The following is a 12,111-nucleotide window of genomic DNA, read 5'->3' as shown; positions in this document are numbered from 1 at the left end:
CCTCCGGCCGCTATTTCTCGTTCTCCGGGTCGATCACGTCGTCGTCGACCCGTCGGATGCTTTCCGCCAGCCGCGAGCCGTCCGGCACGGCGCTGAGAAACGCCGCGGAACCGAACGGCGCGTCCGCGTTGACCGACACCATGCCGAGGTCGGCGGGGTCGTCGTCGAGCCCCGTGAGGAATGCGACCGTCCGCACCGCGGGTACGTCGTCGACCCGCCCCGCCTGGTCCACGGTGCCGTAGAGCGACCGGTGGGTCGCGACGTGATAGACGCACGTGGGAGTCGGCGCGAAACAGAGCAGGAACCGCGCGCCCGGCTCGGTGCGCCCGAGCTTCGGGCGGAGCGCGTGGCTCGCGTCGGCGTGGAAGTACCGCTCCATCCGGCGGTACTGCCGGAGGACCTCGTTGGCGCCGGTCGCGCCCCGCACGGCGGCGTCGCCCTTGAGCTCGATGACGTGGTCGACGCGCTCGGGCGTGCGAACCCGGACGTACACGTCGACGACCCCGCGACGACCCTCCGCGTCGTACGGCTCCTCCAACCGGATCTCGGGGTCGTCGTGGACCGCGGCGTAGTGGTCGACCACGCGCGTCGCCAGCTCGTCCTCCCGCATGGACCGACCTCGGAGGCGACAGCGAATAAAGCCGCCGACGGCGGGCCGTTTCTCCCGCTCAAGAACCGTCGCTCAGTTCCCGAACGGTGAGGCGCATCAAGGGGTTTGTAAGGCTCCAACCCCTACCGAATAGTGATGTCTAATAGACTGTCTAGACGGCGGTACGTCGCCGGAACCGGAGCCGCGCTGACCCTGGGAACGCTCGCCGGCTGTTCCGGCGGCGGGGACGGCGGTGACGGTTCGGACGGTTCGGACGGTTCGGACGGATCCGACGGTTCGGACGGATCCGACGGTTCTGATGGTTCGGACGGATCCGACGGCGGCGGCTCCGCGTCCGACGACGTCCCGAGCGAGATCGACGAGTACCTCGCCGACGCCCGGCTGTACGAGGGCCAGATCATGGACTACACCGGACAGGACGAGGTCACCGTCGCGGTCGGCGGCGGCAGCGACGGATTGGCGTTCGAGCCGCCCGCGATCCGGATCGACTCCAGCACGACCGTCGTCTGGGAGTGGACGGGACAGGGCGGCGCGCACAACGTGGCCTCTGCCGAGGATTCCGAGTCCGACTTCGAGAGCGGCGACGCCGTGAGCGAGGAAGGCAATACCTTCGAGCAGTCGTTCGACAACACCGGGATTCAGCTCTACTACTGCACCCCCCACGAAGCGGTCGGGATGCTCGGCGCCATCGAAGTCGTCGAGGCGTAACGCCCCTGACTGCGGTTCGATTTTTACGGCGCGCCGGTCCGGCAGCGGTGCGACCGTTCTCGGGTCGGACGCCAGCGCCGCCCGGCTGAGAAAGAGGACGGCTACGGGAGGAACGACCACCGCACGTCGACGATCCGGTCGTGCTCGCTCGTGACCGTCGGGCGCGCGAGGTGGTCGTTCGCGTTGACGCCGGCGTCGGCCAGCCGCGACAGGGCCTCCGCCAGCGTGCGGTCCGAGCGCTCGACGGCCGAATCGCGGACGTACGGCGCGTCGAGGGGGTCCGACCGGGCGTTCGCGATGTCGATCGCGTCCGTGAGCTCGCCGCCGATCGCGTACGCCGGCTGATGGAACTTCCACCCGTCGACGTCGAGAAAGAGCCACACGTCGCCGTTGATCGCGTGGTACTCCCCGGAAACGCGTGACGGATCGTGGGCGACGACGCGAGAGAGGACGGCCGTCTTCGTTCGGTAGAGGGCGTCTTTGCGGGCCGACCGGACGTTGCTTTCGGTGAGATCGCCGCGCTCGTAGGCGGCGCTCGCCTCGTCGGCGAACTGCTTTGCGACCTTGTTGACGACGTACAGCGATTCGAGCAGATCGTCCGTCGGTTCGAGCGGGTCCACGATGATACCGGTCGGCAACTGCGACCGGTGTGAGGTGGGTGCGTCGCGCGGATAGGCGTTTCGGGAGCCGAAGCCGGCACGGTCGGTGTGGCCGGCGTGGCCGGCGCGGTAACGCCCCCCGGATGGTTAATTCTTTAAGCGTACGGACGAAGGCGAAGGCAAGCAATGTCGGACGACTCGCTCAAACTGTACACGGCGATCTACGTCGCGCTCCTGGTCGCGGCGTCGCTCAACTTCGTCCTCTTCGAGGCCGAGTTCCTCAACTTCACCTACGCCCAGGCGCTCGGCGGAACGCTGGTGATCGCGACGGTCAAGACGCTGCTCATCGTCGCCTACTTCCAGCACCTCCGGTGGGAGAACCGCTCGCTCACCTACGTGATGTCGCTCGCCCTCGCGCTTACCATGCTGCTGATGGCCGCGGCGACGTACTCCATCTCGTAGACCGGCTCGCGGCGCTCCGGCGCCCTCGCGTCTCTGTCCGTTCTCGTTCCGATTTCGACCTCGACCCCCCTCTCCGTTCTCGACCCGTCCCGCCTGTGTGTTTTTTGTGGCCCCGCGCGAATGAACTGGTATGGATACTCGAACGGCAACGCTCGACGACATCGACGCGATCCGGACGGTCGCGCGCGAATCGCTGGTCGCTTCCTACGGTCACGCGGTCGACGAGACCCTGCTCGCGGAGGCGGTCGACGAGTGGTACGACCCCGACGACCTCGGGGCGGACATCGGCGACGAAGACACGGTGTTCCCCGTCGCCGTCGTCGACGGGTCGGTCGTCGGCTTCGCCGAGAGCTACGTCGTCGGTCGGCGCGAGCGCGTGGGCGAGATCGACTGGCTCCACGTCCACCCGGACCACCGCGAGTCGGGGATCGGGTCCGCGCTCCTCGAGGAGGTGGAGTCGGACCTGCGCGCGGCGGATGTCGACCGCATCGAAGCGCGCGTCCTCGTCGCCAACGAGGCGGGAACGGCGTTCTACGAGCGCGAGGGGTACGACCTCGACGGCGAGCGGTCGGTGGAGGTCGGCGACGAGACGTTCGACGAGCGGGAGTACCGCAAACAGATCGGACGGCTGACCGGCATCTCCGAGGGCACGTACGAGACGGACGACGGCGAGACCGTCCACGTCGCCTTCGACGAGAGCGACCGCGGCTCCCACGCCCCGTTCTACGTGGCGTACGCCGACGCCGAACTGTCGCAGCGTTACGGCTACCTCTGCGGGAACTGCGAGGGGACGAACGTCGCCATCGACACGATGGACCGGATGGAGTGCCGCGACTGCGGGAACCGGCGCAAGCCGGCCCGATGGGACGCGGCGTACTGACGCGCGCCTCCCGGTCCGAGCTACAGCGTCTCTTTCACGCCCAGCACGCGCTCCTCGGCCTCTCGTCCCGGATCCCACTCGCTCCCGTCGCGATCGGCGTCACGGTGCTCGGCGACGGTCCGCGCCATCGCCTCCTCGACCGGCGTCGACTCCCACCCGAGGGCGGCGAGCGCGCATGTGTCGAGCAGGTGCGGATACTCCCGGTACAACACGAAGTCGTCCGGCTCGAGACCGCCGGCCGCCAGCGCGTCGTCGCTCGCCGTGACGACATCGCAGTCGACGCCGGCCGCGTCGGCGATCGTCTCCAGCGTCTCTTCGAGCGTGAGGGCCCGGCGGTCGCCCACGTTGTACGCCCGTCCCGCCTCGCCGCGCTCGGCGACGATCCGGAGCGCGCTCGCGACGTCTTCGACGTACGCGCGGTGCCAGAGGTTCTGCCCGTCGCCGGGGACGACGACGCGGTCGTGAGAGAGCACCCGATCGATCCAGTAGTCGAGCCGCTCCGTGTAGTCGTTCGGCCCGTAGACGATACACGGGCGCACCGCCATCGCGTTGACCCCTTCCTCGGCGGCTGCGAACACGGCACGGTCGCCCTCGGCTTTCCGATTCCCGTAGGTGTCCGGCTCGTCGTCGGTCGCCTGCTCGGGCGTACACGGGCGAAGCGGGGTCTCTCCTTCGCGCTTGGGGATCTCCTCGGTCGCGTAGCTGTCGCCCGAGGAGATGTACACGTACCCCTCAACGTCGGCGAACACCTCCGTGGCCGTCTCCACGTCGCCCGGCTGGTAGGCGACGCAGTCGATCACGATATCTGGGTCGACGGAGAGATTCGCGGTCCGGAGGTCCCGCTCGTTCTTCCGGTCGCCCTCGACGTGTGTCACCCGATCGTCGTCGGCAAACGGGTTCTCGTGGGTCCCCCGGTTCAGCATCCCGACCTCGTAGCCGTTCGCGAGCAGATCGGATACGGTGTGCCGACCGATGAATCGCGTCCCACCGATGACGAGCGCCGTGTCGGTCATACAGATCCTCCGGGAAGCAGACTCAAAAGCGTGCCCGAACCGAAGCGGGCGATCAGTTCTCCGGTCGCGGCTCGTCGTCGGCCGTCCCGCCGTCTTCGCCGTCAGCGCGCGGCCCGTCACCGCGCCACCGCCGGTACAGGAGGTATGCGACGCCGAGCCCGACAAACCAGGTCCCGACCCCGGCGACCGCGAACCCGATCCCGATGAGGAACTCTCCGGTCGGCACGCCGAACATACCCACCTTCGGCGTCTCGGCCACATAAACGCTCCGAGGGAGGGGTAGTTTCTCGGCGCTGGCGCTCGTCCGCGACGACATGAGCGATCCCGATATCAGCCGGCGTCGACCGTGGCTCGCGGCGGCGCTGGCGCTTCTGGTGTCCGGACTCGGTCACGCCTACCTCCGCCGGTGGGCGCGGGCCTTCGGGTGGTACGCGGTAGTCACAGCGACGCTCGTGTTCCTCGTCCCCGACGGGGCGATCGATCAGCTCGTCGCCGGCGACCGTCCGCCGATCGGTGCGCTCGCCCCGGCGCTCGTCGCTGTCGGCGCCAGCGTCGTCGACGCGTACGTCCTCGCCGTCCGGAACAACCCCGCTCGCGAGCGCCAGTCGGCGTCGACTGACGCCGCCCCGGACGCGTCCGAGTCCAGCCGAGACGAAGCGACGCAGGACGGCGACGAGCCCGACTCGTCCGGACCGGGTGATTCGACCGTCTCGTGTCCCCACTGCGGCCGCGACACGGACGCAAAGCTGGACTTCTGTCAGTGGTGTGCGGATCCGCTGGAGCCGTAACAGCGTCGTCGAAAAAAAGCCGGGCCGTGGCGTCCGCCGTCTCCTCAGAAGAGGTAGAACAGCGGGAAGATGAACACCCAGACGATGTCGACAAAGTGCCAGTAGAGGCCGAAGTACTCGATCGGCCGCTCGTCGTCCAGGTAGTGGCCCTGATACGCCCGGACGAACAGGTAGATGGCGATCAGGAGGCCGATCACCACGTGGATCCCGTGGAGCCCCGTCGTCACGTAGTAGATCGACGCTTGGACCGGATCGCCGTGGGCGTTGGCGTTGATCGTCACGCCGCGGTCGAAGATCTCGTGGTTCCACTCCCACAGCTTGATCGCGAGGAACACGAAGCCGAACGCGATCGTCGCGCCGAGCGAGGCGAGGAGCCCCTGCCGGCTCTTACGGTGAGCCGCCACCAGCGCGAGGATCACGGTGAACGACGAGGTGATCAGCACGAACGTGTTGATGAGGCCGGGGAGGGACTCCGTCAGCGGCTCCCACGTCATCCAGCCGGCGTTGTACCGGACGAAGATGGCCGCGGAGAGGAACGCGCCGAAGACGATCACGTCCGACGCGAGGAAGAACCACATCCCCAGCTTCACCTTCTCGACGCCCTCGAAGGGCCACCGCTCGGCGAACTCGCTCGGCGGGGCGTAGAAGTCCTGCAGCCCCCACTTCACGCCGGACCAGACCATTCCGACCAGTCCGACGACGACGAGTATCGGGTACACGGGGTTCGAGACGTTGAGCGTGGTGCTCGCTATCGAGTCGCCGAGGACGAACGACAGCGACTCGCTGAACCCGGAGAGGCCGAGCAGCACGGTCCCGAGCGCCAGCGAGATCGCGAACGGCCAGATGCTCGCGTGGCTCGGGTGTTTATCCCAGTACGGGTACTCCGAGATGTGCTCTTCATGGTTGTCGCCGCCGTCCGTCGCGGCGTTGCCCTCGGCGTCGGCCTTCACCGCCGGGCCGCCGTCAGGCACGTAATCCTTCACGAACTCCAGCTTGCCCGAGGCGTACGAGGGGCGGTTGGGCCAGTTCTCCAGCGGCGGGGGCGAGGAGACCGCCCACTCCGCGGTCCGCGAGTAGTCCCACGGGTTGTCCCCGGCGGGCTCGCCGGAGACGTAGGACTTCGCGAAGTTGTAGAACATGATGAAGAAGGACAGTCCGAGCACGAACGCGCCGATCGTCCCGAACTGATGGTAGATCTGGAACTCGGGGTTGTACTCGAACACCCGGCGGGGGGTCTCCCAGCCGAGGAACATGGAGAAGTAGACCATGTTGAAGCTGATGAAGAAGATCACGAAGTGGATCTTCCCGAGCAGCTCGTCGTACATCTTCCCGGTCACTTTCGGGAACCAGTAGTAGGCCCCGCCGAACAGCGCCGTCGCACCGCCGAACATCACGTAGTGGAAGTGCGCGACCACCCAGTAGGTGCCGCGGAACTCGTAGTCGAGCACGATCGCGCCGAGGAACACCCCGGTGATGCCGCCGAGGATGAACAGCAGCAGCGCCCCGAACGCGAAGAGGAACGGCGTCGTGAACTGGATGCGCCCCTTGATCAGCGTGTAGATCAGCGAGAACACCACGAGGTCGAACGGTAGCGAGATCCCGATGGTGGTCGCCATCATGAGCGTCTTGATCTCGAGGTTGATCGTCGTCAGGAACATGTGGTGCATCCAGACGAGGAACGACTGGACCGAGATCAGACAGATGGAGATGATCACCCACTTCCGGCCGACGAGCCGCCGCCCGGAGAACGTCTGGAACAGCTCCAACATCACGCCGAGCGCCGGGAAGAAGACGATGTACACCTCGGGGTGACCGAAGAACCAGAAGAGGTGGCCCCACAGCAGGGATCCCCCTTCGGTCGCGGAGAAGTACACACTCCCGAGCACGCGGTCGGACGCGAGGATGAGTCCGACCGCCAGCAGCGCCGCGAACGCGAACAGCATCATCCACACCGTCGCGAGGATGGACCAGGTGAACATCGGCATGTCCATGATCCCCATCCCTTCAGCGCGCGAGTGGTGAATGGACGTGAGGAAGTTCACCGTCGACGCCGTGATGCCGACGACGAACATGAACAGCGCGAGCACCGCCCCGGTCGACCCGATGCTTGGCGTATACATCGGGATGTTGAGCGGGGCGTACATCGTCCACCCGGCGCTGAGCGTTCCGCCCTGGAAGAAGCTGATTCCCAGCAGGATGCCCGAGAAGAGGTACATCCAGTAGGAGAGCGCGTTCAGACGCGGGAACGCGAGGTCGTCAGCGCCGATCTGGAGCGGCACGAAGTAGTTCGCGAAGCCGAATCCGAACGGCGAGAGGAACCAGAACACCATGATCAGCCCGTGTGCGGTGACGGCCTCGTTGTACGCCAGCCCGGAGAGGATCTGGCTCGTCGGGTCCCACAGCTGCATCCGGATCAGCAGCGCGAGCACCCCCCCGAACAGCAGGAAGAACAGCGCGGTGATCGTGTACAGGATCCCGATGTCCTTGTGATTCGTGGTGACGAACCAGCGCTTGACCGAGGTCGTCGGCGGAAGCTCGCTCATGCACTCACACCTCCGATGGCGGCGGCGTTAATGCTTGCGGCGCCGTCGGCGGTCACGCCGCCCTCGACGCTGGAGGAGTTACCGCCGGTCCCCTCGTACCACGTCTCCCACTCGTCTTCGGGGATGACGGTGATCTGGCTCTTCATCGCCGAGTGACCGGGGCCGCAGAGTTCGAAGCACTCGACCATGAACGTCGCCTCGCCGCCCTGCGCCTGGACCTCTTCGGAGCTCACAGAGAACCAGTTCTCGTTGGTGTCTCCGGGAATGGCGTCGGATTTTATCCGTAGCTCCGACGATCCGAAGTTGTGCCACACGTCCCGTGAGGTCACCGTGATGTCGATCCGCGTGTCGGCGGGAACGACCATCTCACCACTCTCGGTGTGACCGTTCGGGTACTCGTAATCCCAGCCGTACTGGTACCCCTCGACCATGATCTCGATGTTCTCTTCGGGAGAGTCGGGCCCCTCCTCGACGTAGAGGAGTATCCCGTACGCGTACACAACGAGACTGATCACCACGATCGCGCTCAACCCAAACGATAGGAAGAGCTTCTTTGCTTTCGGACCGCCCTGTCCCGTCGGGAGCTCGCCGACCTCCGGCGCGTCGAAGTCCTCCTTCGGCTCGCCGCCGTCGTCGCGGTACTTGTACACGTTCCACAGCGTGTACGCGACGACGATGGTTCCGATGAGGGTCCCTAACGCGAGGAAGACGAAGAAGATCTCGTCAAAGACCTCCGCCTGTGCGCGCCAGTCGCTCCCCTGTTGCAGGATGAGTGAATCTATCATGTTCGTCTCTCTGCTCTTGTACGTCCCTTAGCGAAGGCGCAGTTAACTCTTGTGTGAACCGACCGAGCGGCGAACCGCTTGGCCGTCGGAAGGACGGCAGTGCTCGGGGGAAGAGACCCGCGGTCACGACGTGTCGGGACGGGACGCTTGACCGGGTGATCGAACGGGTCGACGAGACGGGGCTGGAGAGTCGCTCGGCGAAACACACGAATCGGCGGAACATACGAAGGCTATTTGTACGCGGGAACGGACCGCCTAACAACGAACTCACCATGGTCTCACTCACGCTCTTGAGCACGGCACTGATGGGGCTGCTCGTCGTGAGCACCTTCGTCGCCGTCGCACAGATCGGCGGGAAACGCACCGCTCCCGGTGCCGAGTCAGTCAGCAGGTACGACGCGATAACCGGCGTCCTCGGCGATATCGCCCGAAAGCCGGTGACGTGGGCCGTCTCCTTCGTCGCCATCACCGTCGGGATCGGCGCGGTCGCGCTCCTCGCGGTCGGGAACTTCGGACTGCCGGAAGGGTTGTCCGGCAGCCTCCTCACCCTCGTGTACGTCGCTGTCGGGATCCTGCTGACCGGATTCGTCTTCCTCGGCGCCTACTTCGGCGCTCGCGGTCGCGGCCTCGGCAACGCCCACGGCGTCGCCGCCGGGTCGTTCGCGTCGGGGCTCGTGTTTCTCGTGCTCATCGCGGCCGAACTGCTCATCGGTCTCTTCGGCTAGGCGGTCGGACCGAAATCTCCGGATAGCTGGTCAGGCGGCGGTCGGGATCCGAGCGGGGACTCCCGGATCCGAACAGGGACGACCGACTTCGAGCCGGACCGCCGTCCGCTGGAACAGTCCGCTCTCTCGAGTCTGCTTTCTCGAAGCGCCCGTCACGAACCGCTGTGATCAGGCGACCGCGACGCCGTTCCGGGCGAGGAAGTCGCTCGCGGCCTTGATCTCGACGGGGCTCCCGATGATCCGGTAGTGGTCGTCGCCTTCGACCACCGTCACGGTGAACCGATCGCAGATGCCGCCCCGCAGCCCGTCGAGCGCGCGACGCGGGAGGACGATCTGCGTGCTGTCACGGAGACTCGACGGATCGGGCATTCGACGTGTCGTCCGTCGCAGTAAACCGGTATAATCGTGTCGAAAGATTGCCGAATCGACGCCGGCCCGCCGCCGGCGGATCCGGTCGCAGTGGGGCGGTCGCGGTCCGGGCGCGAGGGCGTCCGCCGAAAATCACGCCACCGAGGGCGGGCGACGCGATCGTGAGGCGGAAAGAACACCTTTAACGAGTCGAACGGCCGACTGTAGGTCAATGGGACTGGAGGATGAGATGGAGGACCTCCGCGAGGAGATCGCCGAGACGCCCTACAACAAGTCCACCGAGGCACACATCGGGCGGCTGAAGGCGAAGCTCGCGGAGAAAAAGGAGAAACTGGAGAACCAGTCCTCCGCCGGCGGCGGCCACGGGTACGCGGTCGAGAAACACGGGGACGCCACGGTCGCGCTCGTCGGGTTCCCGAGCGTGGGGAAGTCCACCCTGATCAACGCCCTCACCAACGCCGACAGCGAGGTGGGCTCCTACGAGTTCACGACCCTCGACGTCAACCCCGGCATGCTGCAGTACCGCGGCGCGAACATTCAGATCCTCGACGTGCCGGGGCTGATCGAGGGCGCCGCGGGGGGACGCGGGGGCGGCAAGGAGGTGCTCTCCGTCGTCCGGACCGCGGACCTCGTGGTGTACGTCCTCTCCGTGTTCGAGATCGAGCAGTACGACCGGCTGAGCGAGGAGCTGTACAACACCAACATCCGCCTCGACACGGAGCCGCCCAACATCAACATCCGGAAGACCCACAAGGACGGGATCGGGGTGACGATGAGCGACGACGTGAGCCTCGACGAGAACACCGTCAAACAGGTGCTCCGCGAGTACGGCTACGTCAACGCCAAGGTGACGATCCCCCACGACCTCACGATCGACGAGCTGGTCGACGCCGTGATGGACAACCGCGAGTACCTCCCCTCGATGGTCACCGTCAACAAGGCCGACCTCATCGACAAGGAGTACCTCCCGACGGTCGAGGCGGAGCTCCGCGAGCGCGGACTCGACCCCGACGACGTGATCTTCATCTCCGCCGCGAAGGAGCGCGGGCTCGACGGGCTCAAAGAGCGGCTCTGGGAGGAGCTCGGTCTCATCCGGATCTACATGGACAAGCCGGGCCGCGGCGTGGACTACGAGGAGCCGCTGGTCCTCTTCGAGGGCGACACGGTCGGCGACGCCTGCGCGAAGATCGGCGGGGAGTTCGACGACCGGTTCAAGTTCGCCCGCGTCTCCGGCCCCAGCGCGAAACACGACGACCAGCAGGTCGGCAAGGGACACGAACTGGCCGACGAGGACGTGCTCCGCATCGTCGCGCGGAAGTAACCGGGTTCGGTCCGAAGTAACCGAGCTCGGTCGGACACGGTCGGTCACCGCGAGGCCCGACCGAAAGGCGCTTTTCGCGCGGCCGCGACGCACCACCATGATCACGGTCGCGCTGGCGGGCAAGCCGAACGCCGGCAAGTCCACCTTCTACACCGCCGCCACGATGGCCGACGTCGACGTGGCGAACTACCCGTTCACGACGATCGACGCCAACCGCGGAGTGACTCACGTCCGCACCGAGTGCCCCTGTCTCGACCGCGACGAGCGCTGCGGCAACGAGAACTGCCGGGCCGGGAAGCGGTACGTCCCCGTCGAACTCCTCGACGTGGCCGGGCTCGTTCCGGGCGCCCACGAGGGGAAGGGCCTCGGTAACCAGTTCCTCGACGAGCTGACGAACGCGGACGTGGTGTTGAACGTCGTCGACGCCTCGGGGGCGACCGACGCGGAGGGCGAGCCCGTGGCGGTCGGCGCGCACGACCCCCTCGACGACGTGGACTTCATCGAGGAGGAGATGGACCTGTGGCTCGCGGGGATCGTCGACCGCAACTGGGAGGGCGTCGAGCGCCAGTCGCGCTCGCCCGACTTCGATCTCGAGGCGGCGGTCACCGATCTGCTCACGGGGTTCGGCGCCACCGAACACGACGTGACGGCGGTCCTCCGCGGACTGGAGTACCCCGACGACCCGAAGCAGTGGACCGACGACGACCGCGAAGACCTCGCGCGGGCGATCCGGCGCCGGACCAAACCCATCGTCGTCGTCGCCAACAAGGTCGACGCCGCGCCCGAGGGGGCGATCGACCGGCTCCGCGAGGGGACGGACAAGCCGGTGGTGCCGGCCACGGCCGACGGGGAGCTCGGCCTGCGCCGCGCCGCTGAGGCCGGCGTCGTCGACTACGATCCGGGCGACGACGGGTTCGACGTGGTCGGCGACGTCTCGGACGGCCAGCGCGAGGGGTTAGAGGCGATCCGCGGCGCGATGACTGACCACGGCGGCACCGGGGTCCAGACCGCGCTGAACGCGGCGGTGTACGACCTGCTCGACCGGATCACCGTCTACCCGGTGCAGGACGCCTCCAAGTGGACGGACGGGACCGGAAACGTCCTCCCGGACGCGTTTCTCCTCCCGTCGGGCGCGACGCCGCCCGACCTGGCGTACGCGGTCCACACCGACATCGGTGAGGGGTACCTCCACGCGGTCGACGCCCGCTCCTCGCGCCGGATCGGCGAAGGGCACGAGCTCTCGGAGGGCGACGTGGTGAAGATCGTCTCGACCGCGGGGCCGTAATCGGGGCTGCGGCGGGTGTCGCC

General features: G+C 66.9%; 14 protein-coding genes. 7 read left to right on the top strand and 7 right to left on the bottom strand.

Going from position 1 to position 12,111, the window contains the following annotated elements; genetic code table 11:
* Positions 1-10: 10 nt before the first annotated feature.
* Positions 11-610 carry a hypothetical protein gene (locus DJ69_RS06950; protein ID WP_099254954.1) on the bottom strand — a complete coding sequence of 200 codons (600 nt, stop codon included), beginning with the start codon at positions 608-610 and terminating at the stop codon, positions 11-13.
* Between the two features lie 135 nt (positions 611-745).
* On the opposite strand from DJ69_RS06950, the gene DJ69_RS06945 reads away from it, so the two are divergent.
* Positions 746-1,318, top strand: coding sequence for a halocyanin domain-containing protein (locus tag DJ69_RS06945; RefSeq protein ID WP_099254953.1), 573 nt, complete (start codon positions 746-748; stop codon positions 1,316-1,318).
* Between the two features lie 101 nt (positions 1,319-1,419).
* Here the strand turns inward: DJ69_RS06945 and DJ69_RS06940 are convergent, their stop codons facing one another.
* Positions 1,420-1,938 carry a hypothetical protein gene (locus DJ69_RS06940; RefSeq protein ID WP_099255057.1) on the bottom strand — a complete coding sequence of 173 codons (519 nt, stop codon included), beginning with the start codon at positions 1,936-1,938 and terminating at the stop codon, positions 1,420-1,422.
* Between the two features lie 165 nt (positions 1,939-2,103).
* Between DJ69_RS06940 and DJ69_RS06935 the strand changes: the two genes are divergently transcribed.
* Positions 2,104-2,379, top strand: coding sequence for a cytochrome C oxidase subunit IV family protein (locus tag DJ69_RS06935; protein WP_099254952.1), 276 nt, complete (start codon positions 2,104-2,106; stop codon positions 2,377-2,379).
* A gap of 130 nt (positions 2,380-2,509) precedes the next feature.
* The gene (locus tag DJ69_RS06930; protein WP_099254951.1) at positions 2,510-3,259 is read left to right on the top strand and encodes a GNAT family N-acetyltransferase; all 750 of its coding nucleotides are present in this window, start codon (positions 2,510-2,512) and stop codon (positions 3,257-3,259) included.
* 20 nt (positions 3,260-3,279) lie between these two features.
* Here the strand turns inward: DJ69_RS06930 and DJ69_RS06925 are convergent, their stop codons facing one another.
* On the bottom strand, positions 3,280-4,272 hold the full coding sequence (locus DJ69_RS06925) for an NAD-dependent epimerase/dehydratase family protein (RefSeq protein WP_099254950.1): 993 nt from the start codon (positions 4,270-4,272) through the stop codon (positions 3,280-3,282).
* 52 nt (positions 4,273-4,324) lie between these two features.
* Positions 4,325-4,507, bottom strand: a complete 183-nt coding sequence (locus DJ69_RS06920) for a hypothetical protein (protein ID WP_099254949.1) — start codon at positions 4,505-4,507, stop codon at positions 4,325-4,327.
* A gap of 79 nt (positions 4,508-4,586) precedes the next feature.
* On the opposite strand from DJ69_RS06920, the gene DJ69_RS06915 reads away from it, so the two are divergent.
* The gene (locus DJ69_RS06915) at positions 4,587-5,060 is read left to right on the top strand and encodes a zinc ribbon domain-containing protein (protein WP_099254948.1); all 474 of its coding nucleotides are present in this window, start codon (positions 4,587-4,589) and stop codon (positions 5,058-5,060) included.
* Positions 5,061-5,104: 44 nt separating this feature from the next.
* On the opposite strand, the gene DJ69_RS06910 is transcribed toward DJ69_RS06915, so the two are convergent.
* Positions 5,105-7,603 carry a cbb3-type cytochrome c oxidase subunit I gene (locus tag DJ69_RS06910; RefSeq protein WP_099254947.1) on the bottom strand — a complete coding sequence of 833 codons (2,499 nt, stop codon included), beginning with the start codon at positions 7,601-7,603 and terminating at the stop codon, positions 5,105-5,107.
* Positions 7,600-8,388, bottom strand: a complete 789-nt coding sequence (gene coxB / locus DJ69_RS06905; protein WP_099254946.1) for a cytochrome c oxidase subunit II — start codon at positions 8,386-8,388, stop codon at positions 7,600-7,602. Before coxB ends, DJ69_RS06910 begins: the two co-directional genes overlap by 4 nt.
* Before the next feature lie 272 nt (positions 8,389-8,660).
* On the opposite strand from coxB, the gene DJ69_RS06900 reads away from it, so the two are divergent.
* Positions 8,661-9,113 (top strand): hypothetical protein, encoded by a 453-nt coding sequence (locus DJ69_RS06900; protein ID WP_099254945.1) that lies wholly within the window; start codon positions 8,661-8,663, stop codon positions 9,111-9,113.
* A 168-nt stretch (positions 9,114-9,281) separates the two neighbouring features.
* On the opposite strand, the gene DJ69_RS06895 is transcribed toward DJ69_RS06900, so the two are convergent.
* The gene (locus DJ69_RS06895) at positions 9,282-9,482 is read right to left on the bottom strand and encodes a VNG_1110C family protein (protein WP_099254944.1); all 201 of its coding nucleotides are present in this window, start codon (positions 9,480-9,482) and stop codon (positions 9,282-9,284) included.
* A 211-nt stretch (positions 9,483-9,693) separates the two neighbouring features.
* On the opposite strand from DJ69_RS06895, the gene DJ69_RS06890 reads away from it, so the two are divergent.
* Positions 9,694-10,803, top strand: coding sequence for an OBG GTPase family GTP-binding protein (locus DJ69_RS06890; protein ID WP_099254943.1), 1,110 nt, complete (start codon positions 9,694-9,696; stop codon positions 10,801-10,803).
* A 97-nt stretch (positions 10,804-10,900) separates the two neighbouring features.
* Positions 10,901-12,088: a redox-regulated ATPase YchF gene (locus DJ69_RS06885; protein ID WP_099254942.1), complete on the top strand. Its 1,188-nt coding sequence runs from the start codon at positions 10,901-10,903 to the stop codon at positions 12,086-12,088.
* Positions 12,089-12,111 lie beyond the last annotated feature (23 nt).

The organism is Halorubrum persicum, from assembly GCF_002727125.1.
Classification (GTDB): Archaea; Halobacteriota; Halobacteria; order Halobacteriales; family Haloferacaceae; genus Halorubrum; species Halorubrum persicum.
This window is presented reverse-complemented; position numbering and strand designations above follow the sequence as displayed.